Origin of the sequence: Cryobacterium sp. (assembly GCF_026786305.1) — a bacterium.
Lineage (GTDB): Bacteria > Actinomycetota > Actinomycetes > Actinomycetales > Microbacteriaceae > Cryobacterium.
On record NZ_JAJAYI010000095.1, the window covers coordinates 1 to 22,199 of the forward strand.

The 22,199-nt window shown below is 67.1% G+C and carries 20 protein-coding genes; 7 read left to right on the top strand and 13 right to left on the bottom strand.

What is annotated here, in order from left to right; translation table 11 throughout:
- Positions 1-538: 538 nt before the first annotated feature.
- Positions 539-2,395, bottom strand: a complete 1,857-nt coding sequence (locus LH475_RS12075; protein ID WP_196843139.1) for a gamma-glutamyltransferase — start codon at positions 2,393-2,395, stop codon at positions 539-541.
- Positions 2,396-2,508: 113 nt separating this feature from the next.
- Positions 2,509-2,700, bottom strand: coding sequence for a hypothetical protein (locus tag LH475_RS12080; protein WP_196843140.1), 192 nt, complete (start codon positions 2,698-2,700; stop codon positions 2,509-2,511).
- Positions 2,701-3,001: 301 nt separating this feature from the next.
- Between LH475_RS12080 and LH475_RS12085 the strand changes: the two genes are divergently transcribed.
- On the top strand, positions 3,002-3,250 hold the full coding sequence (locus LH475_RS12085; RefSeq protein ID WP_297414252.1) for a hypothetical protein: 249 nt from the start codon (positions 3,002-3,004) through the stop codon (positions 3,248-3,250).
- Positions 3,251-3,385: 135 nt separating this feature from the next.
- The gene (locus LH475_RS12090) at positions 3,386-3,892 is read left to right on the top strand and encodes a hypothetical protein (protein ID WP_196843141.1); all 507 of its coding nucleotides are present in this window, start codon (positions 3,386-3,388) and stop codon (positions 3,890-3,892) included.
- A 36-nt stretch (positions 3,893-3,928) separates the two neighbouring features.
- Here LH475_RS12090 and LH475_RS12095 read toward each other — a convergent pair whose 3' ends face one another.
- The 7 genes from LH475_RS12095 to LH475_RS12125 form a co-directional block, all read right to left on the bottom strand.
- Positions 3,929-4,930, bottom strand: a complete 1,002-nt coding sequence (locus LH475_RS12095) for an FHA domain-containing protein (RefSeq protein WP_297414254.1) — start codon at positions 4,928-4,930, stop codon at positions 3,929-3,931.
- Between the two features lie 2 nt (positions 4,931-4,932).
- Positions 4,933-5,184: a hypothetical protein gene (locus tag LH475_RS12100; RefSeq protein WP_196843311.1), complete on the bottom strand. Its 252-nt coding sequence runs from the start codon at positions 5,182-5,184 to the stop codon at positions 4,933-4,935.
- A 168-nt stretch (positions 5,185-5,352) separates the two neighbouring features.
- A complete protein-coding gene (locus tag LH475_RS12105) occupies positions 5,353-5,631 on the bottom strand; it encodes an HPr family phosphocarrier protein (protein WP_196843142.1) in 279 nt (92 codons plus the stop codon).
- Between the two features lie 116 nt (positions 5,632-5,747).
- Entirely contained in the window at positions 5,748-7,478 is a 1,731-nt protein-coding gene (gene ptsP, locus LH475_RS12110) for a phosphoenolpyruvate--protein phosphotransferase (RefSeq protein WP_297414256.1), read from the bottom strand.
- Positions 7,479-7,571: 93 nt separating this feature from the next.
- Positions 7,572-9,584, bottom strand: a complete 2,013-nt coding sequence (locus tag LH475_RS12115) for a fructose-specific PTS transporter subunit EIIC (protein ID WP_196843143.1) — start codon at positions 9,582-9,584, stop codon at positions 7,572-7,574.
- A complete protein-coding gene (locus LH475_RS12120) occupies positions 9,581-10,582 on the bottom strand; it encodes a hexose kinase (RefSeq protein WP_297414258.1) in 1,002 nt (333 codons plus the stop codon). The genes LH475_RS12115 and LH475_RS12120 overlap by 4 nt, the downstream gene beginning before the upstream one ends.
- Positions 10,579-11,367 carry a DeoR/GlpR family DNA-binding transcription regulator gene (locus tag LH475_RS12125; protein ID WP_297414260.1) on the bottom strand — a complete coding sequence of 263 codons (789 nt, stop codon included), beginning with the start codon at positions 11,365-11,367 and terminating at the stop codon, positions 10,579-10,581. Before LH475_RS12125 ends, LH475_RS12120 begins: the two co-directional genes overlap by 4 nt.
- A 186-nt stretch (positions 11,368-11,553) precedes the next feature.
- On the opposite strand from LH475_RS12125, the gene LH475_RS12130 reads away from it, so the two are divergent.
- From LH475_RS12130 to LH475_RS12150, 5 genes are all read left to right on the top strand, one after another.
- Positions 11,554-12,720 (top strand): exonuclease SbcCD subunit D, encoded by a 1,167-nt coding sequence (locus LH475_RS12130; RefSeq protein ID WP_297414261.1) that lies wholly within the window; start codon positions 11,554-11,556, stop codon positions 12,718-12,720.
- Complete coding sequence (locus LH475_RS12135) at positions 12,717-15,806, top strand: SMC family ATPase (protein WP_297414263.1); 3,090 nt, start codon at positions 12,717-12,719, stop codon at positions 15,804-15,806. The genes LH475_RS12130 and LH475_RS12135 overlap by 4 nt, the downstream gene beginning before the upstream one ends.
- Positions 15,807-15,920: 114 nt before the next feature.
- The gene (locus LH475_RS12140) at positions 15,921-16,460 is read left to right on the top strand and encodes a hypothetical protein (protein WP_196843148.1); all 540 of its coding nucleotides are present in this window, start codon (positions 15,921-15,923) and stop codon (positions 16,458-16,460) included.
- 235 nt (positions 16,461-16,695) lie between these two features.
- Positions 16,696-17,016, top strand: coding sequence for a hypothetical protein (locus LH475_RS12145; protein ID WP_196843149.1), 321 nt, complete (start codon positions 16,696-16,698; stop codon positions 17,014-17,016).
- The gene (locus LH475_RS12150) at positions 17,013-17,309 is read left to right on the top strand and encodes a hypothetical protein (RefSeq protein ID WP_196843150.1); all 297 of its coding nucleotides are present in this window, start codon (positions 17,013-17,015) and stop codon (positions 17,307-17,309) included. The genes LH475_RS12145 and LH475_RS12150 overlap by 4 nt, the downstream gene beginning before the upstream one ends.
- A 25-nt stretch (positions 17,310-17,334) precedes the next feature.
- On the opposite strand, the gene LH475_RS12155 is transcribed toward LH475_RS12150, so the two are convergent.
- From LH475_RS12155 to LH475_RS12170, 4 genes are all read right to left on the bottom strand, one after another.
- Positions 17,335-18,207 (bottom strand): amino acid ABC transporter ATP-binding protein, encoded by an 873-nt coding sequence (locus LH475_RS12155; protein WP_297414266.1) that lies wholly within the window; start codon positions 18,205-18,207, stop codon positions 17,335-17,337.
- Positions 18,194-18,862 carry an amino acid ABC transporter permease gene (locus tag LH475_RS12160; RefSeq protein ID WP_196843151.1) on the bottom strand — a complete coding sequence of 223 codons (669 nt, stop codon included), beginning with the start codon at positions 18,860-18,862 and terminating at the stop codon, positions 18,194-18,196. Before LH475_RS12160 ends, LH475_RS12155 begins: the two co-directional genes overlap by 14 nt.
- A gap of 12 nt (positions 18,863-18,874) precedes the next feature.
- Positions 18,875-19,684: an amino acid ABC transporter substrate-binding protein gene (locus LH475_RS12165; protein WP_196843152.1), complete on the bottom strand. Its 810-nt coding sequence runs from the start codon at positions 19,682-19,684 to the stop codon at positions 18,875-18,877.
- A 160-nt stretch (positions 19,685-19,844) separates the two neighbouring features.
- Positions 19,845-21,992 (bottom strand): DEAD/DEAH box helicase, encoded by a 2,148-nt coding sequence (locus LH475_RS12170; RefSeq protein WP_297414269.1) that lies wholly within the window; start codon positions 21,990-21,992, stop codon positions 19,845-19,847.
- Positions 21,993-22,199 lie beyond the last annotated feature (207 nt).

Genomic DNA, 22,199 nt, shown 5'->3' on the forward strand with positions numbered 1-22,199 from the left:
CCCCCCCCCCCCCCCCCCCCCCCCCCCCCCCCCCGGCCGCCCCCGCCCGGCGCGCGCCCCCCCGGGGGGGGCCCCCCCCCCCGCCGGCCCCCCCCCCCCCCCCGGGCCCCCCCCCCCCCCCCCCCCCCCCCCCCCCCCCGCCTCCAGTGTTTATCGATGGTGTCAATAGCTCAGGCAGCCCGGTGTTTGGCAGCGCCCACCGCGGTCGTGGAGTGCGCCCACGTGAGCATTTCGGCCTGCGCACGCCGACGGCTTGCGGCGGTCTGTTTGGGGGGTACCGGAACGGTCATTCGGGAACCGGGGCAATCGTCGGTGGAGTTCGCTAATGAGTGATAGGTCGCGAAGCGGGTATCCGACGTGATCCACACCATCTGCTGGCATTCTGGGCACTCTGTCTGCAACATTTTCACGATTGTCCGTTCCATCGCCGACTCGGGTAATCGGTTCGATAGCTCCAATGTAGTGGGGATAGACAGGTCGATGTCCTCCCCCGTCATGGGGGCAGAGAATTACTCGAAACGGTGCTATTCGTGCAGGGTTAGCGACCGGCGGCGTATCCCTGAGCTCCGCGTGGATTGGCCGCCGCCTGCAGGAGCCCGCTGAGCGGGTTGCGGGTGACCGCCGAGATGCGGCCGAGCGCCCAATCGCCGGCCCGGGTGACGTGGTGGCCGCGCCGCTCCAGTTGCTCGATGACGGCCTCGCCGAGTCGGTCTTCGACGACGGCGCCGCCGGGCTCCCAGGTGCGTGGCCAGAACGACCCCGGAAACGAGGTGCTGTGAAAGGCTGGCGCATCGATCGCCTGCTGCGGGGTGTAACCGCCGACGATGGTACGTAGCAGGTAGAGCAGCTGCCACTGGTCCTGCTGGTCGCCGCCGGGGGAGCCGAGCGCCGTCACCGCCTGGCCATCTCTCAATACCAGGGTCGGGGTGAGGGTGGTGCGCGGGCGCTTGCCGCCGGTCAGGGCTGAGGGCGCACCGGGCTCGAGCCAGGTCATCTGCAGGCGGGAGCCGAGGCAGAACCCCAGCTCGGGAATGGTCGGCGATGACTGCAACCAACCGCCCGACGGCGTCGCCGACACCATATTGCCCCAGCGGTCGACGACGTCGATGTGGCAGGTGTCGCCGCGCAGCTCGCCGGTCGACAGCGTTTCGGGCTCCGCCTCGTCGGGGGCCGGTTGGGCGACCGTCGGTTCGCCGACCGCAGCGGATGCCCCCGCGCCCTGCTCCGAAAGCGTCTCTGTCGTGTACTCGGTGCGCAGTACCGGGTAATACGGGGCGTGGCCGGGCACGATGCCCGGGCGAAACTCGTACGAAGCCACATCGGTGATGAGCGCCCGACGGGTGGCCGCATAGTCGGCCGAAAGCAGGCAGTCCAGCGGCACGACGGCGTCGCCGTAGTACGCCTCACGGTCGGCGATGGCAAGCTTCTGAGCCTCGAGAATGGTGTGCACGCCGAGCGCGGTCGACGGGTCGAGTTGTTCATCGCTGAACCCCTCCAGAATCATCAGGGTTTGCAACAGCGCCGGTCCCTGGCCCCAGGCGCCGGTCTTGGCGATGGTGTGGCCACGAAACACCACGGTTGTGGCATCTTCGATGCTCGCTTCGAAACCGGCCAGATCGGCCAGGGTCATGACGCCGGCGTGGTCGGTACCGGAGGAATGCCGGTGCGCCGTGCGGCCGAAATTGACGATGGCACGGGCTACGAACCCCTCCCGCCATTCCCGCCGAGCCGCGTCGATGCGCCCCTCGCGGGTGGCGGCGGCGGAGTCTGCGCTCGCCGCGAGTAGGCGGTCGAGGCTCTTCGCCCAAGCCTCGTTGGTCACGATGTCACCGGCTTCGGGGAGGTGACCGTGCGGCATCCACTGCGCGGACGAGGTCGGCCAGTGGTCGGCGAACAGCGCCGCGACCGAGCCGATCGTCGCAACGACCCGTCCGAGAATCGGATGCCCGTCGCGCGCGTACCCGAGGGCGAAGGCGAGCACGTCCGGCAGTTCCCAGGTGCCGTAGTCTCGCAGCAGCAGGAGCCAGGCGTCGACGGCGCCGGGTATGGCCGCGGCGAGCTGGCCCGACCCGGGAACAAGGTCGAGGCCCTCAGCCCGGTAGTGGTCGATCGTGGCCGCCTGGGGGGCAGGACCCTGCCCCATGAGCACGCGCGGAGCATCCGGTTCGCTCGTCGTCACGAACACACCGGTCATGTCGCCGCCGGGGCCGTTCAGGTGCGGTTCGACGATGTGCAACACGAAGGCGCCGGCCACGGCGGCATCGAAGGCGTTGCCGCCGCGCTCCAGCACGGCCTGGGCGCAGGCGCTCGCAAGCCAGTGCGTCGAGGCGGTCATGCCGAAGGTTCCCTGCAGGGTCGGACGAGTGGTGAAGACGTTCGGGGCGGTATAGGTCACCCGACTACCCTCGCACGTGTGCTGGCGGGGCGCCGGTCGGCACCCCGCCAGCCGGGGAGTTACGTGCGGCGTCGCCCGATACCGGGTCATCGTGCCGGCCGTGATGTGGTCGTTCAGGTGAACGCCTCGCCGGTGATCTCGCCCTGGCCCGACGGCGCATGGTTCCAGTCGACGTCGTCGGTGCCAATCGGCCAGATGCGCGCGGGATGCTCGTTCGTTTGGTGACGCGGCCGGAGGGGGGCGTCGATTTCGACCGTGCCGGCTCCTCCTTCGGGCCGGGCGTGCACCGGCTGGCCACACCTCAACACCGGCGTGGTAGTGCCCGGACCCTGCGAAAAATGCTGCCGGTCAGTCGCGCCGAATCGTGAAATGATCGGGCTAATAGGTAGGAGCCACTGATGAGTAACTATTCGACTGGCCGATCAGATCGACTGCGCCAGGTCGTGGTCATTGGCAGCGCGACCTTCGCTGTGGTGGGGTCGTTTGTCGGGTCTGGTGACGCGGGCGGTACACCCATTCAAAATGCGTCGGGTGGAGCGCTCGCCGCCGACGCGATCCTCAGAGCGCCGGGTGGACCGGCTTTTATCATCTGGACCCCGATCTACCTTGGACTGGTCGGGCGTGCTCGTGATCAAGCTTGCCGGTCTCGTCGGAGTGGGTCTGGCCGTGTTCGGCCGAGGACGATGGGCGCCGACAGCGGCGCTCGCCCGGGGCCTCGGGTGGGTGGCGGTCGCCCGGCTGACCGGAGATGCCCTGTCCGTGCCCACCGCTGTCGCTGCGATCGTCGCGGTCCTCGTTGTCGTTGGTGTCACCCTGCGCGAACGAGGCCACGACGCACACGGCCGCCGAGTCTGACCCGGCTACCCGACTGGCCTGAAGTCAGCGTTCCCTCCGGTCAGTCGTTGTCCGTGAACTGCACAGCCACTGAACTGCACAGCCCCAGAACTGCACAGCCCCTGAACTGCACAGCCCCAGAACTGGAGACGCACCATGAACTTTGATTGGCAATTGAACGGTCTGCCCCTGCACGTCCTCATCGTGCACGCAGTCGTGATCGTGGTGCCGCTGGCCGCACTGTGCGTTGTGCTCACCGCGTTCTGGCCAGCGGTTCGACGGCGGCTGGGCATCGTAACGCCGCTCGTGGCCCTCGCCGCGCTGGTGCTGGTTCCCCTGGCAGTGCAGGCGGGCGAGTGGCTGCAATCACGCCTCGTCAACGTCACCCCGCTGCTCGGTGCGCACACCTCTCTTGGCCAAACCCTCCTGCCGTGGGTGATAGCGCTGTTTCTCGTGGCCGCACTGCAATGGGTCTGGTATCGCTACATCGCCGCCGCGCGTGCCCGTTTCGCATCCGCTCTGCCGAACCGCACCGGGCGTCTCGCGGTCACCATTGTGCTCAACCTGGTGGTGCTCGTGAGCGCAATCGGATCGGTGGTGACGGTGGTGCTCATCGGAGAGTCAGGCTCACGGGCGGTCTGGACCGGCCTCTTTACGTCGTGAGGGTGCTGCACCGCAATGCGGCACCCCCTCTCCTGGTTAGGCGCGCGGCCTCGGCGGCTGCGGTTTCTGGTACGCCAGCTCGCCACCCACCCGCCCACCGAACGGGCGGCCATGGTCGGCGAACTCCTCCCGAAAGTAGCCCATGCGCCACGGACCCATTTCGAGCCGCGAGCCGGTGCGCAGAATCTGCCCGTTTTTGATGCTGCGACCGTCCTCGTTCGGCCGGGAGCTGCCGGCGACGTCACCGACGGCAAACAACCGGTACTCGTCGTTGTTGTCGTGGCGAATCTCGGCGTGCACGGGTTTCAAACCGGGCAATTGCAGGTCGGCATTGGCGGAGGAACCGATCGTCGTGGTGCCCGGCAGCAGGTCGAATTCCCGGGGCATCTGCCCGTTCCAGTTCTCCGACCCCACGACGAAGATGAGGCGGGGACGCCCGCTTCCCCGCCTGTAATGCGTCGTCGTCACTCCACGACGGCTGCGCCGGTCGAAGGTCGGCGCGATCGGGAACACGGTTGATGGCGGGAGCGGAATGGCCACCGGCATGCGTGCCTGCCCCCGAATGCGCGCCTGGACGAGCGGTCCCAGCGCGTTTCGCGACCCGAGAACGATGTGCGGCGACCGCGTCACCAGGCGTTGGGCGACGGATGCCTGCACGTCGCCGAGACGGGCGATCAGCCCGACCGGGCCGGTGAGGGATACGGTCAGGCCGCGTGACGCCAGCTCAGCGGCCAGCGTGCGCAGTGGTTCGAGGTTGAGGCCACGACCCTGCACGAACATTTCGGGGTTGCTCGTGAAGATGGTGATCTCCGTGCCGTCGGAGGTCACCGTGCCCTGCATGGCATCCGCCGCCCCGAAGGAATCACCGAATTCCGCGCCGGTTGCCTCGGAGTTCGGGTCGGCGCGTGAAGCACCGAGCGCACCCGACGGCTCAACCAGGGAAAAGGCGAGATCTATGTGCAGATTCACGACAGATCGCGCCGTCTTCGAACCCACCGTCTTCGAACCCGCCGCCGGTGAGCTCGCCGAGGAGCTCATGGTCAGCTCCGAAAAGGGTCAGAGCCGAGGGATTTCTCGTCACTTGTCGTGACCCGCAGGGTGCCGTTGAGCTTCCACACGGCGCGTGGGGCGTCGGGGCCGATGTCGCGGGGAACCTCGACCATCATCTCGATGAAGCTGTAATTGATGGCTGCGCCCTTGCCCGTGAGATAAGACCACATCTCCTGGCCGAGATCGGTCCAGTCTTTGATGCTGTGTTCCTCGACGTCAGGCGAGCTCTCGACATTGCCCAGGTATGTCTGTCGTTCAGTCACGATAGGTTCCTTTTCGCTCGCAAACAGGATGGTGCGGGTTCCGGCAGGTGCACCGGCCTCGTGGGCACGAATTCGTGCCATGAGATTCACCTAGTTTAGGTACCTAGTTGCGCGTGTCCAAGGGAGGGAGCCAAATGGGGGCAGAAACTATTCGGCGTCGAGATCGGTCTCGAGAATTTTGACCAGGGAGTCGAGTGCCTCGTCGGCACCCTCCCCTTCGGCCCGAAGCACGACGGTGTCGCCGTTGGAAGCGCCCAGGCTCATGATCGAGAGGATGCTCGAGGCGTCCATGGCGTCGTCGGCCGGTTCGCCGGCCATGGCGATCGTGACCTCAAGGGGTAGCTCGCCCACGGCGGCGACAAAAATACCGGCCGGGCGGGCGTGCAGGCCGACGCGGCTCGCGATGACGGCGGTTCGTTCAGACATGGGATCCTCCAGGGTCGGCGCGTGAAAAGTTGGGGCTCGGAAAAATTCGGCCTGTGAAAAGTTGGGGTGAGAACCTCGTTCGGCGGAACGGGGTTTGATGGACCGGACCCACTGGGTCAGAGACCCAGCTGATCAAGTATGGGCAGTTTTTCGCGAACCAGGCGACGGGCATCCGCGGCCGTGTGCGCCGTCAGGGCGAGTGCGGCCAGTTGCTGCGCCTCCGGGAGCGTCACGCTCGCGAGTACCGCAGCGACGGCGGAGAGAGCCCGCGCGGTCATCGACAGGGTCGAGATGCCGAGTCCGACCAGCACGACCGCCAGGGCGGGGTCGGCCGCAGCCTCGCCGCAGACACCGACCGGCTTGTCGTGGCCCTCGTCGCGAGACCCGGCCACGGTCAGCCGAATCAGCTGCAGCACGGCGGGCTGCCACGGTGTGTTGAGGGCCGCGAGCGGGCCGAGCTGGCGGTCGGCCGCCATTGCGTACTGGGTGAGGTCGTTGGTGCCGAGGCTGACGAACTCAACGTGTTCGAGAATGCTCGCAGCGGTCAATGCGGCCGCGGGGACCTCGACCATGACGCCGGGTGTTGGCAGTCCGGCGGCCCGGCAGAGGCCGGCAAAGTGCTCGGCCTCCTCGGCGGTGGAGATCATCGGGGCCATCACCCAGACCTGGGCCCCGGTGCCGTCGGCGGCTTGCGCGATGGCCGCCAGCTGGCGTTCGAGCACGCCGGGGGAGGTGAAATCGGTGCGGTATCCGCGCACGCCGAGGGCCGGGTTCGGCTCGGAGGCATCCGTCAGAAAAGGCAGCGGCTTGTCGGCGCCGGCGTCGAGTGTGCGCACGACCACCTTCTTGTCGGGGAAGGCATCAAACACTCCCCGGTATGCCTCCACCTGTTCCGCCACAGACGGTTCAGTGTCGCGTTCCAGAAAACAAAACTCGGTGCGCAGCAGGCCAACACCCTGGGCGCCGGCCGCCGCGGCCTTGACCGCATCCTTCGCGCCGCCGACGTTGGAGAGCAGCGGAACCGGGTGACCATCCTTCAGCCGCCCGGTGCCGTCGAAAACGGCGAGGGCGGCCGTCGTTGTCTCCCATGCCTTCGCGAGGGCGAACTCGTTCGCGCCGGGGTCCACCAGAACAGTACCGGCCGCGCCGTCGACGAAGACGCGGGTGCCATCGGCAAGGCCGTCAACCCCCACTGCCGCGACCACCGCCGGCAGCCCGAGGGCCCGGGCGATGATGGCCGTGTGCGACTGCGGGCCTCCGCCAGAGGTGACGAGCGCGAGCACCTTCGATGGGTCGAGAGTGGCGGTGTCGGCCGGCGCGAGGTCGTCCCCGACCAGGACAAACGGGGTATCCGAGTACGGAATTCCGGGGGCTGGAACATGGCGCAGCTCGGCAACGATGCGCCCGCGCACGTCAAGAACGTCGGACGCTCGCTCGGCCATGTAGCCGCCGAGGTTGTGCAGCATCTCGGCCACCGATGCCGCTGCGTCCCAGATGGCGCGTTCCGCCGAGGCACCGTTGGTGATGAGCTTGACGGCGGCTTTGACCAGCATCGGGTCGTTCGCCATGAGGGCGGTGGCCTCAAGTACCGCTCGGCCAGCGCCGGAGGCGCCGACCGAGCGATCGGTGAGGTTGGTCTGCACGGCTTTCGCAGCGTTACGCAGGGCGGCGGATGCCTCCTCCGACGACGTTCCCTCGGCCAGGCGCTCGCCCACAGCGGGTTCGCGTACGGCTTTGGGCATCAACAGAATGGAGCCGATGATGCGTCCGGGGCTCACTCCGACGCCGGCGAAGGTTCGGCCGATTTCGGTCTGGTCTGTATCGGCACTGCCTGAAAGCGTCTGCACGATCGTCCTCGATTCCCTGTGCCAGCATTCGGCTGGCGTCACTGTACTGCGTGTCGTTCTGCGCGGGTAGCCAGCGCGACGGTACTTCTCTGGTCAGGCGTTGACGAGCACGGCTTCCGGGGCGTCAACCGCGCGCTTCCGCACCGCGTAGCGCTTGAGCCCGACGACGGCAAACGCCGATACAACAGTACCGATCGCGATGGCAAGCAGGAACAACCAGAAGTTGTCGATCGCGAAGAACACGAACACTCCGCCGTGCGGTGCCTTGCTCGTGATGTTCCAGGCCATCGAGAGTCCACCGGTCACGGCGGCTCCGAGCATGCCGGCCGGAATCACTCGGAACACGTCGGCGGCGGCGAATGGAATGGCGCCCTCGGAGATGAAGGACGCACCGAGCAGCCAGGCCGCCTTGCCGTTCTCGCGCTCCGCGAGGCTGAACAGCTTCTTATCCAGCACGGTGGCCAGAGCCATCGCGAGCGGCGGCACCATGCCGGCGGCCATGACCGCGGCCATGATCTGCCACGGCGCCTGGTTGGCGAGGCTTGCCGCGCCGAGGCCGGCGACGGCGAAGGCGTAGGCAACCTTGTTGACCGGTCCGCCGAGGTCGAAGGCCATCATGAGCCCGAGAATGACACCGAGAATGACAGCGGATGTCCCGGTCAGGCCGTTCAGCCAATCACTCAGACCGACGGTCAGCAAAGCGATCGGCCCGCCGAGAACGATGAACATCAAGCCGGAGGCAACGATCGACGCGATCAGGGGAATGATCACGACGGGCATGAGGCTCCGCAGCCAACGCGGAACCTTGAGTTTCGCGAAACTCACGGCCACGACACCGGCGAGCAGACCGCCGACGATGCCGCCGAGGAAACCGGCACCCATGAAGCCGGCGACGGAACCCGCGACGAAGCCGGGAGCAATGCCCGGGCGGTCGGCGATGGCGAAGGAGATGTAGCCGGCCAGCGCCGGTACGAGGAAGCCCATCGACAGTGCGCCGATCTTGAAGAAGACCGCCCCGAGATAGATGAGCATGCCGCCCTCTGGCAGGTTGAACAGACTGTTGTTGATGACAACGTCGTCGGCGACCTTGGTGATTTCATAGCCTCCGAGCAGAAAGCCGAGGGCGATGAGCAGGCCTCCGCCGGCCACGAACGGAATCATGTAGCTGACGCCGGTGAGCAGCGCGCGCTTGAGCTTCTGACCCAGGTGCTCGCTCTTCTCCTCCGACGAGCCGCCGACGTTGACGGTGCCGCTCACTCGACGGGCGTTCGGGTTGAGCGCGGCCGCGAGGGCCTCCTCGATCAACCGGCCGGGTTCATCGATGCCGCGCTTGACCGGGGCGTTGATGATGGGTTTGCCGGCAAAGCGTTCCCGGCCGCGCACGTCGACGTCGACGGCGAAGATCACGGCGTCGGCGGCGGCGATGACGGCAGGGTCGAGCGGAGTGACACCGGCCGAACCCTGCGTTTCCACCTGCAGGTCGACTCCGACGGCCCGGGCTGCGGCAACGAGGGAGTCGGCGGCCATGTAGGTGTGCGCGATACCCGTCGGGCAGGCGGTCACGGCGACGATGCGCTTCATACCGGTCGCGGCGGGGCCGGTGCTGGCATTGGCGTTGTCAGCGCCGCCGGCGTGGGCACCGACCGCAACGGCAACCGGGGTGACGACGTTGTTGACGAGTTCCACGATCTGCTGCGCGGTTGACGCGTCCCGCAGAGCGGCGGTGAAGTCCTTCTTCATGAGCGACCGGGCGAGCTTGGCCAAGATCTTCAGGTGCTCCTGGTCGGCGCCGTCCGGTGCGGCAATGAGAAAGACGAGGTCAGCCGGGCCGTCCTTCGAGCCGAAATCGACCGGGCGCGACAGGCGCGCCAGGGCGAGGGTGGGCTCCAGCACGGCGGTGGAGCGGCAATGCGGAATAGCGAGACCACCCGGAATGCCGGTGGCGGTCTTTGCCTCGCGGGCGAGGGCATCCGCATAGAGAGAGTCGATCTCGGTTGCACGACCCGACGCGACGACGAGCTCGGCCAAGTGCCGAATGACGTCTTTCGGCTCGGTTCCGAGATGGGCGTCCAGAGCAACGAGCTCCGGGGTAATCAGTGCACTCACTGGTCATCCTCCTTTGGATGTGTGGCCAGTACGGGCCGCGCGGCCAGTACTGGGACAAGGTCCGTCACGGTGACGTCGCCGGGGTTGGTTTGGTGCAGGGCGGGAACGGTGGAACCGGGTAGGGAAGCTGCGGCGGCGCCGTGGGCGGCGGCCTGGCGCAGGCAAGCAGGGGCGCTCGCACCGGCAGTGCTTCGCAGCAGGTAGCCGGCCAGGGCCGAGGCGCCGGCGCCGACGGTGCTCACGGCGGTGATCGGGGGAGTGGTGGCGAGCCAGCTGCCCTCGGCCGTGACGAGCACGGCGCCCTTCGCTCCGAGGGTGGCCAGCACGGCACCGACGCCCCCCGCGATGAGAACGCGAGCCGCGTCGACGACGAGGTCGGGGTTTGCCTCGAGCGTGTCACCGTCGAAGAGCCCGCTCAGTTCCGCGAGTTCCTCGCCGTTCGGCTTGAGCAAATCGGGCCGGGCCAGAGCCGCGGCGGCGAGTGGGCCGCCCGAGGAGTCCACGGCGACCTTCGGTGCGTGGCTTCCGAGTCGGGCGCGCAGCTCGCGCATGATGCGGGCATAAAAATCGTCGGGCACGCCCGGTGGAACCGACCCGGCCAGTACGAGCCAGCTGGCGCCGACGGACTGCTTCAGCACGAGGTCGATGAGAGCGTCTTGTTGGGCGAGGCTCAGCACGGGCCCGGGTTCGTTGAGCTTGGTCGTCGTGCCGTCGGGTTCGGTGATCGCGACGTTGCTGCGCAGGGGCGCGCCGATCGGCAGGCCGAGGTGGGGGATCCCGTGGCTGGTCAGGGCGAGCAGCACCGGGTCGTCGGCGTCACCGGGCAGAATTGCGAGGCTGCTGATGCCGCTCGCTTCGAGGGCGCGGCAGATGTTGACGCCCTTGCCGCCGGGTTCGCCGTGGGCGGCGACCGCCCGCTGCACCTCGCCGCGTTCCAGCGGGCTGGACAGTTCGATGGTGCGGTCGAGGCTCGGGTTGGGGGTCAGGGTGACGATCATGCGATCACCACGTCGACGTTCGCCGCGGCCAGCGCGGCGGCGAGGGCAGCCGATGGCGCAGCATCCGTTATCAGGGTGTCGATCGCAGCGAGGGCGGCAAAGCAGACCAGCGTCTCCTGGTCGAGCTTGCTGGAATCGGCGAGTACGACAACTCGCCTGGCCGAGGTGACCATGGCCGACTTGACGGCGGCTTCGACCGAATCCGGCGTGCTGAGCCCGAAGGTCGTGCTGATGCCGTTTGTGCCGATGAAAGCGATGTCGGGGCGGAGCGCCCCGAGTTGCGCAACGGTGCCGGCGCCGACAATAGCGCTGGTCAACCCGCGCACCCGACCGCCGAGAATGTGCAGCTGAATCGTCTCGTTGCGGGAAAGTTTGCCGGCAATCGGAACCCCATTGGTGATCACGAGCAGCTGATCACCGTTGCCGGCGGGCGTCCAGCCGGACAGTCTGTCGGCGAGATGCTCGGTCGTGCTGCCGGCGTCGAGCACGATCGAGCCGGTGCGGCTCGCGGGAATCATGCGCATGGCGGCGTCGGCAATGCGGGACTTTTCGTCGAGGCGTTGCGTCTGACGTTCGGCGAGGCTCGGCTCCGACAGGCTCAGTCGGTCGATGGCGACGGCGCCGCCGTGCACGCGACGCAGCTGGCGTGCTGCTTCGAGGGTGTCGAGGTCGCGGCGCACGGTCTCGGCGGTGATGGCAAAACGTGTGGCGAGGTCGGTTACGGTGACTCGACCCTGGGTGGCCACGAGTGCGGCGATCAAGAGTTGACGTTCTTCGGCGAACATGAATGTCTCCTCGATGCTGAGTGACGTGGGTCACGAAGTTGGTTTCATTGACTTTAGCTGTGTTTATTTTTGTTTGTCAACAAAAAAAGAAGATAAACAAAGAATCGGTGTGAGCGGCATCGTGCGAGCTGGGAGAGCGGATGCTACCGGTCGGCACTGTCGGTGCGCCCCGGTAGCGTAAACAGCATGAAGATTCTGCACACCTCGGACTGGCACATCGGGCGCACCTTCCACACCCATTCCACGCTGGAACACCTCGGTCTGGTGCTGGACGCGCTCGTGACGGTGGTGCGGGAGCGGGGTGTCGATGTGGTGGCCGTGGCGGGCGATGTGTTCGATTCCGCGATGCCGTCGAAAGAGAGCTATGCGCTGCTGACCGGCGCACTGCGGCGGCTGAAACAGGGCGGGGCATCCGTCGTGATGACCAGCGGCAATCACGACTCGGCGACGCGGCTCGGTTTTCAGTCGGAGTGGGCGGCTCTGGCCGGCATTCACGTGGTGACCCGGCCCGAGCAATACCTCGAGCCGATCACCGTGACCGACGAGCACGGGCCGGTGCACTTCTACGGCATTCCCTACCTGGAGCCCGTACTCATTCGCCACCTGTACCCGGGCGTGCTGCTGAAAACGCACGAACAGGTTCTGAATTTCGCGATGACGCAAATTCGTGACGACCTGGCCCGCCGAGGGGGCCGGAGTGTCGTGCTCTCGCACTGCTTCGCGGCCGGCGTCGCACCAGCCACCGAGTCGAGCGATGTGGAGCGCGACATTACCGCCGGCGGGCTCGACGTCGTGCCATTGAGTGTTTTCGACGGCTGCGACTATGTCGCTCTCGGTCACATTCATGGGCGAGCCACGCTCACCGAGCGGGTGCGCTACTCCGGAGCGCCCCTGCACTACTCCTTCTCCGAGGCCGGCAAGCCGCGCGGAGCCTGGCTGGTCGAACTTGACGCCGACGGCTTGGGTGCCATCGAGTGGGTGGATCTGCCCGTGCCGCGCCGGCTCACGGTGCTCACCGGCCAGCTCGCCGATCTGCTCGATGACGCGGCCCTTGCCGGTACCGAGGGCGACTGGGTGAAAGCCATTCTCACCGATCAGGTGCGTCCGCTCGACGCCATGCGCTCGCTGCAAACCCGATTTGCGCACGCGGTCGCGCTTGAGCACCGTCCGCTCATTCGGGTCGATCCGGGTGACACCAGCTACGCGGAGCGCATCAGCGCGGCCAGGAGTGACCCCGAAATCATCGCCGGATTCCTCGCGTTCGTGCGCAACGGGGTCGGGCCGACCGACTTTGAGAGCGCGCTCGTGGCCGAACTGCTGACCGAGCAGTCCACGCGGGTGGCCAACTCATGAAAATTCTGCGCCTGCGGCTCGCCGGGTTCGGCCCCTACAAGAATGAAGAGGTCGTTGACTTCGAACGATTCGAGGCCGACGGTATCTTTCTCATCTCGGGCAGGACTGGCGCTGGCAAGTCGAGCATTCTCGACGCCATCTGTTTTGCTCTCTACAACCAGGTGCCGCGCTTTGACGGCGGCGAGCTCAAGCTGCGCAGCGACCACTGCGAGCCGGACGACCCGACCTTCGTCGAACTCGACTTCAGCGTCAGCGATGCCCGGTACCGATTGCGCCGCAGTCCCGCTTACGAGCGACCGAAAAAGAGCGGCGCCGGCGTGACCACGGCCGTTCCGACCGCGGTGTTGCAGGTGCTGGACGGCGACGACTGGCGGGGCATCGCTGCCAAGCTCGTGACCGTCGGGCACGAGCTCGATGCTATTCTGCCGCTCAAAGTCGACCAGTTTCTGCAGGTGATCCTGCTCGCGCAGAACCGGTTCCAACGGTTTCTACTGGCCAAGACCGAGGAACGCCGTGCGGTCCTGCGCACCCTGTTCAACACGGGGCGGTTCGACCAGCTCGAGGCGGCGTTGATCCTGCGCCGTAAGGGCCTGGATGAGCGGCTCGCGGTCAGCCAGCGCGACCTCGACGAGAATCAGGCGGCGGCCGCGGTGCTGCTGCAGAGCGAGGGTGCGCTCGGCGCCCCCACCGCCCAGTGGTTCGCCACCGCGCAGCACGACCTCATCATCGAGCGTGACGCGGCGACCGCGCTGGTCGCACTGAGCAATGCCCACTTGGCAGCGGCGACGGGTCGGCACGAGTCTCTCGTGCACACGCACGAGCGTCAGCTCCGGCGAAGCGGTGCGATCATCGAGCTGACCGCAGTCGAGGCCCGGCACGTCGACATCGCAAGGGAGCGCGCCGCGCTACACGCCGCAGAGCGCGCGGCTCGGGTGTGGTCACAGATTTGTGCACGCCGTGATGCCACACTCGCGCTCGAATCGGCAGAGGCAGCGCTGGCGACCGCGCAGGTCGAGCGCCAGCTCGTGCGCACAGCGTCAGCTGAGGTCGAAGGGGCCGGTGCTGCCGGTGCTGCCGGTGCTGCCGGTGCTGCCGGTGCTGCCGGTACTGCCGGTACTGCCGGTACTGCCGGTACTGCCGGTACTGCCGGTGCGCTTATTCCTGCTGATATCGAATCGCTCGAGCAGATCCAATCGGTCATTGACGCGCTGCTCGGTCGTCTCGGCGCCCTGGACGACGTCCTGGCTGACGAGCGCACCCTTCCCGGCCTCGATGCTGAGATCGCCGATCTGCTCGCCGTGCAGCAGGGGCACACCGCTGCCCTCGACGCGGCACGGGCTCAGCTCGAGGCGCTGCCCGAGCAAATTGAAACTCTCGCCGCCGAACACTCGGCGACGCTGCTTCTGGCCTCGCACCACGATGATGCGACGATCGCGCTCGACCGTGCCGTGCTGACCCTCGAGGCCGCTGAGACCGTCGATCTGCTCAGCGCCACCCTGCTCACCGCGCAGCAGGAAGAATTAACCGCGAGCGGCAACAACGCCGCTGCGGCCGCGCACTACGAGGCCGTACTCGAGCGTCGTTTCTCGGGTTTCGCCGCCGAGCTGGCCACCCGACTGGTCGCCGGCGATGCCTGCGCGGTCTGCGGGTCGACCGCTCACCCGCAGCCAGCGCTTCGCCAGCACGAGCCGGTCACCCCGCACGATCTGGAGGCTGCCCGCAGCACTGTCACGGAGCGCCAGGGTCAGCTCGTGTCCGCCCAGAGCGCGGTGCAATCGGTCGACCTGCGCCTGGCCGAAGCCCGCGCCGTGACCCGGGGCGGTGACGTGCCTGCACTCAAGGCCGAGCACGCCACGGCAACCACGGCGCACGAGCTGGCCGAACGGGCCACCACGCGCCTGCCGCAACTGCAGGCCCGACTCGGTGATCTGCGTGCCGCTTTGACCAGGGCAACCTCGAGTCTTGAGGTGATCCGCGCTGGTCGCGACCGTGCCGTCACGGCGTATGCGGCTCGGATCAGTCACCGCACGACTGTTGTCGACCGCCTCACCGCGCAGCGCGGCGAGTTCGACAACGTTCGGGGCCAGGTCGCCCACCTGCACGCCCACCTGGTCATTGCACGCACGTTGGCCGCCGCGCTGGTCACGGCGGATCAGTGTCGCACGGCCCGGGAAAGCACCGAGACACGCCTGCTCGTGCAACTCGCTGACGAAGACTTTCGCACCGCCGAGGCGGCGCAGGCAGCCCGTCTCGATCACGCCGAGATCGAACGCCGCACGAACGCCCTGCGCGTGCACGATGACGCTCTGGCGGCGGTCCGTGCCACCCTCGCTCACCCCGACCTCGCCGACCTTCCCGACGAACCCGTCGACCTCGAACCGACCAGGCTCGCTGTTGCCACCTCGAGCACGGCCCGCGACACCGCGTTGACCACGCACCGCTCCCTGCTCGATCGTGCCCGGGCCCTCGCAGCCATCGTCGGACGAGTGGCCACCCTGTTCGCGGAGTCCGGGGCGTTGCAACTCGACCACCAGCAGGTGCGCCAACTGGCCGACGTCGTGCACGGCGACGAACCGAACACCAAACGGATGCGGCTCGAGAACTATGTACTCGCCGCCCAACTCGAACATATTGTTGCGGCTGCGAACTCGCGCCTGCGCACCATGACGAGCGGCCGGTACACCCTGGAGCATGACGACTCGCTCGCCTTCGGCGGGGCCCGGTCGGGGTTGGGCCTCGCCATTCGCGATGAATACACCGGTCGCGCCCGACCGACCCACTCCCTGTCGGGCGGCGAGACGTTCCTCGCCTCCCTCGCCCTCGCCCTCGGGCTGGCCGAAGTGGTCACCGGACAGGCGGGCGGCATCACGCTCGACACCCTGTTCGTCGACGAGGGTTTCGGCTCGCTCGACAGTGAAACCCTCGAGACCGCTATGAGTACCCTCGACACCCTGCGCGCCGGCGGGCGCACGATCGGCCTGATCAGCCACGTCGACTCCATGAAAGAACAGATCCCGGCGACGCTGCGCATCTGGGTCACCGATCAGGGCTACAGCCGAATCGAGGCCGACACAGCCGCCGAATGAACCCGGCGGCGTCGAGCGGCGAAACGGGGTTGCCCTGAGGTATTGCCGATCCGGGGTGAGCCTGTCACGATCGGAGCGTTGCCGCAATGAAGCGAGCCGCGCCAGGGAGCCCGAATGAAAAAGATCCTCTATATCGACCTCGACAACACCCTCGTCAATGTTCAATCAGGAATCGACCGACTGACCAACGCCGAGTACCGCCGCTACGAGAAACGGCTCGATGAAGTGCCCGGCATTTTCGCCCGCATGGAACCGATCAGTGGCGCGATCGATGCGTTTCATACCCTCGCCCAATCGTTCGACACCTACATTCTCTCTCTGGCTCCGTGGGACAATGCAAGTGCCTGGCAGCACAAGCTCGAGTGGGTGCAGGAGCATCTGGGCGCGGATGCCGGCGGGCCGGCCTACAAGCGGCTGATTCTCTCGCACCACAAGCATCTCAACCGGGGCGACTTCCTCGTCGATGACGGGTCAGCCATTGGTACAGACCGGTTCGAGGGTGAGCTGATCAAGTTTCTGACACCGCTGTTTCCCGACTGGAACACGGTGTCACGCTACCTGCTGGAGCGTACCGGCACGACCCCGTGCCCGGAGCTGGCAACCCGGTCGCTGCACCGACCGGCGCTTTATGGCGGCGCGGTGCTGGCAAACTGACGACGAATTCGAAAACGCCTCCGGTGAATGGGCACATTTCCAACGCGTTCGCTTGTCTCCAACCCGATCTGGGCGGCGAATGATACATCGTCCGAATCTCCTGACAAGGGGTTTACCCACATGTAAATCTGGGGTAATCTCACTTTCAGACAGGCGCGGATCGGTCCCGGTACCCTACCCGAACCGGCGTACGCCACCAGATGATTGGGTGAAGACGATGGTGGAACTGAAGAAGATGACAGAACTGAAATCGGACTTCGTTCCGATGGGCGAAGTCAGCGCCGATGAGCGCTCCAGAATGGCCTTTGGAAAAGCTGGCGTGCACCGCGATGATCGTTACGCCGTCGCCGTGAACGCCGAGGGTGAGATTCTTCTGACCCCGCTGGTGTCCATTCCGCGCCGCGAGCTTCTGGTCTGGGACGACGACGTCATCCGCGCCGCCCTGGTGCGTGGCCTCGAGTACAGCAGCCAGGACGAGACGAGCGAGGGTGGCGACTTCACCCGGTACGCCGATGAGGAGCACGCGGTCGACGCGTCGGCCGAGCCCCAGTCATGAGTTTTACCCTCCTTCTCACGAGGGAAGCGGCGTCGGGACTGTCCATTCTCGAAACAAAACCACAGCTGGTCGGTCGCCTCAAACGGGTGCGAACCGCACTCGGACGGCTGCAGCTGAACCCCGACGACCCCGCATTGCGCTCGCACAAATACGTGTCGCTCGCGGGTAAAAAGGGTGAGGCCGTCTGGGACTCCTACATCGAACACCGCACGCCGACGGCCGGCCGAATCTACTGGCACTACGGCCCCGGCCTCGATCGGATCACCGTCGTAATCATCACGCCGCAACCGTAGCGTTTCTGGTGCCAGCTGCTGACGCCTAGAACGGGTGGAGCAGCCGGTGCAGAAACTGGCGGGTGCGTTCCTGCTGGGGATGCCGCAGCAGCAGTTTCGGGTCGCCGTGCTCGACGATGGTGCCCCCGTCGACGAAGGCGATCTCGTGCGCGACCTCGCGGGCGAATTCGAGTTCGTGGGTGACGATCACCATACTCCAGCCCTCGTCGGCGAGCTCCTTGATCAGGCGCAGTACGTCGCCGACCAACTCCGGATCGAGAGCGGATGTCGGCTCGTCGAACAGCAGCAGCTGCGGTCGAAGCGCCAGCGCGCGCACGATGCCGACCCGCTGCTGTTGGCCGCCGGAGAGCTCGAACGGATAGCTGTCCCGCTTGTCGGTAAGACCGACCCGCTCCAGCAGGGCGAGCGCCTCGATCGTGACCTCGGAGACCGGGCGCCGCTGCACGACGACCGGTCCCTCGATCACGTTCTGCAGCACGGTCTTGTGCGGAAACAGATTGTAGTGCTGAAACACCATGGCCGACCGGTCGCGCAGGGCGCCGAGCTGTTTCGCTGAGGTCTTCAGGGCGAAGTCAATGGTCACCGGCACGACGGCGTTGGCGCCACGACCGTGGGCCTGGCCGGTACCGGCCCGGTCAGCGCCCACGGCCGCGGCAACGTCGATGGTGCCGCCGTCAGGCAACTCGAGCCCGTTCAGGCAGCGCAAAATCGTGGTCTTGCCCGAGCCGGACGGTCCGATCAGCGCAAGCACCCGGCCAGGGCCCACCGTCAGATCCACCGATTCCAGAACCCGGTTGCTTCCAAAACTCTTCTGCAGCCCGCGCACGCGCAGCAGGACAGCGGAGGCCGCAGCATCCGCTGGGGGAGACGGCTCGGCCGGAAGATCAGCGGGCGACATATCGGTCCAATCGCTTCTCGAGAAAACCCTGCCCGGTGGAGAGCACCAGGCAGATAACCCAGTAAATGAGCGCTGCTTCGAGGTAGAGCAGCATGAACTCCTGGCTGAACGCCGCCACCTGCTGCGCCTCACGGAACAGCTCGGTGACCAGAATCAGGGAGGCCAGCGAGGTGTCCTTCACCAGGCTGATGAACGTGTTCGACAGCGGCGGCACCGAGACCCGGGCAGCCTGCGGCAGGATGATGCGGGTCAGGGCCCGACTGTGCGACATGCCGATCATGTAGGCCGCTTCCCACTGACCTTTGGGCACCGAGAGAATCGCGGCGCGGATGACCTCGGCCGCATAACCACCGACGTTGATCGAAAAGGCGACGACGGCGCTCGGCCACGGTTCAATCGTCACACCGATAGACGGCAGCCCGTAGAAGATCACGAACAGTTGCACCAGCAGGGGGGTGCCGCGCACGATCGAAATATAGCCGCGGGCGATGCCGGAGAGAGCGCGCTTCGCCGACAACCGCATGAGAGCGAGAACGAGCGCGAGCCCGAGGCCGATCGCGAACGACGTGAGGGCAAGCGGAACCGTGCCGCGCACCGCGCCGTCGAGCAGCGGCCACAGCGAGCTGAAGAACAACTCCCAATCAGGCTGAATCATCGACTGGGCGGGTTACTGGCTGACGTCGGCACCGAAATACTTGTCGGAGAGCTCGGCGAGCGTTCCGTCGGCGCTGAGGGTCGCGAGCGCTTTACTCACGGCCTCGGCCAGGGCCGTGCCGTCTTTCGCGAAGGCGAACGCGCTCTCCGAGCGGTCCTTGGTTTCGGCGGCAATCTTCAAATTGTCGGCGCCGTTGGTCTTCTGGTAGTCGAGGAAGGTCAGTTTGTCGTTGACCGTGGCATCCACTCGACCCTGCTCGACCAGGGCGACCGACTGGGCCCAGCCCTCGACGGCTTCAACGGTCGCGCCACTCTCGGTGGCCAGGGTGTACCAGTTGCTGGTCAGCGACTGCGCCGTGGTCTGACCTTTGAGGCCTGCGAACGAAGTGATCGACGTGTTGTCGGCGGGAACGACGATGACACCGGTGGAGTAGGTGTACGGCGCGGAGAACTCGTACGAATCGAGGCGTTCCGGGGTGATGGACACCTGGTTGGCGATCGTGTCCCAGCGGCCGGCGGTGAGACCGGCGAAGATGGCATCCCACTGGGTCTCTTCAAAACGGGCGTCGACGCCGAGCTCGGCGGCGACGGCGCGTGCCACCTCAACGTCGTAGCCGGTGAGCTCGCCCGAGCCGTCTTTGTGAAACGAGAACGGACGGTAGGTGCCCTCCGTGCCGATCACGAGAGTGCCGGAGTCGAGCACGCTGCTCAGGGAGTCGTCGGTGCCGGTCGCCGCGTCTTCCGTGCCGTTCGAGGCGGAGCAGCCGGTGAGGGTGAGGGCAACGACGGACAGCACGGCGGCCGGAATAAATCTGAGCTTCATGAAAGAAACGCCTAACGAACTAGAGGGGCGAGCGCGGGTTGTGTGGGTGCCACCCTGAATTGTGCGGAGACCGCGGGTAACGGCGTCCCACCGTAACAAGGCACTACCGGGCTCGAATATTCCGGTTACGTCTGATGACGAAACCATCCCGGCTCTCGAACTACGAGCGCAGGGCCAGAGTGAACGGCAGCGCCGCCGAGGCGCCGTGCTGGCGCAGCACTCGGGCCGCCACCGTCACGGTCCACCGGCTGTCGGCCAGGTCATCAATGAGCAAAACGGGGCGGCCGGCGAACGGGGCAAGCGCCGCGCCCAGATCGGGGCCGACCGCGAACCGGTCCCACACGCGCGACAGCCGGTAGGCACTGTTGCCGCCCGGCTCCCCGCTGGGTCCGCCGTTCGCCCAGTCCAGTGCGCCAAGAAGTGGCAGCCGGCCACGCGAGGCCAGCGATCGGGCCACCGAATCAATCAACAGCGGATGCCGCCTCGACGGCATCGACACAATGGCCGCGGGTCGTTCGGCCCAGCTCCACTCGGCGAGCACCCGCACACAGGCGGCCAGCATGGCCGGCGGGGCGGGGGCATCCGCTACCCCGGTCGCGCACAGATCACGCAGGGGGCCGCCCCAGCCGAGGTCGGTCAGCCGGGCCAGCGCACGGCCGGGCTCGGCGCGCTCGGTGAGCGGGATCTTGCCGGTGGCCGCGACGCCGAGGCTGCTCATTCCGTTGGGCCACTGGGCGCGAACATCGATGGTGACGCCGACCCGGTCGAGCGATTGCGCGGCCGTCGCGGCCGCGCCCTCGGCCAGATCGACCGGATACCAGACGCCCTGGCAGTTGTCGCAGCGGCCGCAGGCCACCGCGGTATCATCGTCGAGAGCCCGCTGCAGAAATTCCATGCGGCAGCCGGTGGTGCTCTCAAATTCGAGCATCGCCCGCTGCTCACCGACCCGGGCGGCCGCGATGCGTTCGTATCGCTCACCGTCGTAGGCCCAGGGCCGCCCGGTTGACTGCCAGCCGCCCGTGACCCGGTGCACGGCGCCGTCGACGTCGAGCACCTTGAGCAACAATTCGAGCGGGGTGCGCCGAAGGTCGACCCGAGCCTCAAGCGCCGGCGTCGACAGCGGCGCTCCGGAGGTTTCGAGCGCGCCGATCACGGCGAGGGCCTTGGCCTCGTTGGGCATTGACGCGGTCGCGAAATAGTGCCAGATCGCCTCGTCTTCGGTGCCGGGCAGCAGGAGCACATCGGCCGAGGCGGTGGCGCGGCCGGCGCGGCCGACCTGCTGGTAGTAGGCCACGGGGGAGGACGGCGCCCCCAGATGTAGCACGAACCCGAGGTCGGGTTTGTCGAATCCCATGCCGAGGGCGCTCGTGGCGATGAGCGCCTTGACCTGGTTGGTCTTGAGTAGCCCCTCGGATTCCTCGCGTTCGGCCGTGTCGGTCTGCCCGGTGTAGGCGCGCACCGCGTGGCCGGCGCCCCGCAGCAGCCGGGCCGTGTCTTCGGCGGCGGCCACGGTGAGGGTGTAGATGATGCCGCTGCCCGGCAGGTCGCCGAGGTGGCTGAGTAGCCAGGCCAGGCGGGCACCCGAATCGGGCAGGCGCAGCACACCGAGCCGCAGCGAGGAGCGGGCGAGCGGGCCGCGGATGGTGACGACCTCGGCGGTACCGGCAGCTGTGCCGGCGTCCTCGAAACCAACGGCGATCTTGCCCACCTGCTCCGCGATGTCCTGCACCACCCGGCTGTTGGCGGTCGCCGTGGTGGCGAGCACGGGCACGCCTGCCGGCATCTGGGCGATCAGGTCGCGCAGGCGGCGGTAGTCCGGGCGAAAATCGTGGCCCCAATCGGAGATGCAGTGTGCCTCGTCGATCACGAGCAGGCCCACTCGAGCGATCAACGCGGGCAACTGCTCATCGCGAAAAGATGGATTATTCAGTCGTTCGGGCGACACCAGCAGCACGTCGACCTCGTCGGCGTCGAGCTGGCGCAGCACATCGGTCCACTCGTGCGCGTTCGATGAGTTGATCGATACCGCCCGCACGCCGGCCCGGGCGGCAGCGGCGACCTGGTCACGCATCAGGGCCAGCAGGGGCGAGACCAGAATGGTCGGGCCGGCGCCCTGGCGCCGCAGCAGTAGGGTTGCCACAAAATACACGGCCGACTTGCCCCACCCGGTGCGCTGCACGACGAGGGCGCGCTTGCGCTGGTCGACGAGAGTTTCGATCGCTCGGTATTGTCCGTCGTGAAAGTCGGCGTGGGGCCGCCCCACGAGGGTGCGCAGAATGGCCAGAGCGGATGCACGGGTGTCGGTCATCCTTCAAGCGTGCCAGATGCTGCTGACAGGCCCGCCCGTCGATGTCGACGATGTCGAATACCAAGCACGTGTGCAAGGCCCCGAGAGGATGGTTTGCGCGCGGTTCACCGGGCGTGTCGCGGGGGATCCGTCGTGTCCTGACCGAGCGTGTCGCGGGGGATCCGTCGTGTCCTGACCGAGCGTGTCGCGGGGATCCGTCGCGGTCGA

What these genes read in the sequence shown, in the direction of transcription:
- LH475_RS12140 (WP_196843148.1), top strand. Translation starts at nt 15,921, where the DNA reads ATGAAAAAGATCCTCTATATCGACCTCGACAACACCCTCGTCAATGTT.
- LH475_RS12090 (WP_196843141.1), top strand. Translation starts at nt 3,386, where the DNA reads ATGAACTTTGATTGGCAATTGAACGGTCTGCCCCTGCACGTCCTCATC.
- LH475_RS12155 (WP_297414266.1), bottom strand. Translation starts at nt 18,207, where the DNA reads ATGTCGCCCGCTGATCTTCCGGCCGAGCCGTCTCCCCCAGCGGATGCT.
- LH475_RS12120 (WP_297414258.1), bottom strand. Translation starts at nt 10,582, where the DNA reads ATGATCGTCACCCTGACCCCCAACCCGAGCCTCGACCGCACCATCGAA.
- LH475_RS12170 (WP_297414269.1), bottom strand. Translation starts at nt 21,992, where the DNA reads ATGACCGACACCCGTGCATCCGCTCTGGCCATTCTGCGCACCCTCGTG.
- LH475_RS12150 (WP_196843150.1), top strand. Translation starts at nt 17,013, where the DNA reads ATGAGTTTTACCCTCCTTCTCACGAGGGAAGCGGCGTCGGGACTGTCC.
- LH475_RS12105 (WP_196843142.1), bottom strand. Translation starts at nt 5,631, where the DNA reads ATGTCTGAACGAACCGCCGTCATCGCGAGCCGCGTCGGCCTGCACGCC.
- LH475_RS12165 (WP_196843152.1), bottom strand. Translation starts at nt 19,684, where the DNA reads ATGAAGCTCAGATTTATTCCGGCCGCCGTGCTGTCCGTCGTTGCCCTC.
- LH475_RS12135 (WP_297414263.1), top strand. Translation starts at nt 12,717, where the DNA reads ATGAAAATTCTGCGCCTGCGGCTCGCCGGGTTCGGCCCCTACAAGAAT.
- LH475_RS12130 (WP_297414261.1), top strand. Translation starts at nt 11,554, where the DNA reads ATGAAGATTCTGCACACCTCGGACTGGCACATCGGGCGCACCTTCCAC.
- LH475_RS12125 (WP_297414260.1), bottom strand. Translation starts at nt 11,367, where the DNA reads ATGTTCGCCGAAGAACGTCAACTCTTGATCGCCGCACTCGTGGCCACC.
- LH475_RS12095 (WP_297414254.1), bottom strand. Translation starts at nt 4,930, where the DNA reads ATGAGCTCCTCGGCGAGCTCACCGGCGGCGGGTTCGAAGACGGTGGGT.
- LH475_RS12145 (WP_196843149.1), top strand. Translation starts at nt 16,696, where the DNA reads ATGACAGAACTGAAATCGGACTTCGTTCCGATGGGCGAAGTCAGCGCC.
- LH475_RS12160 (WP_196843151.1), bottom strand. Translation starts at nt 18,862, where the DNA reads ATGATTCAGCCTGATTGGGAGTTGTTCTTCAGCTCGCTGTGGCCGCTG.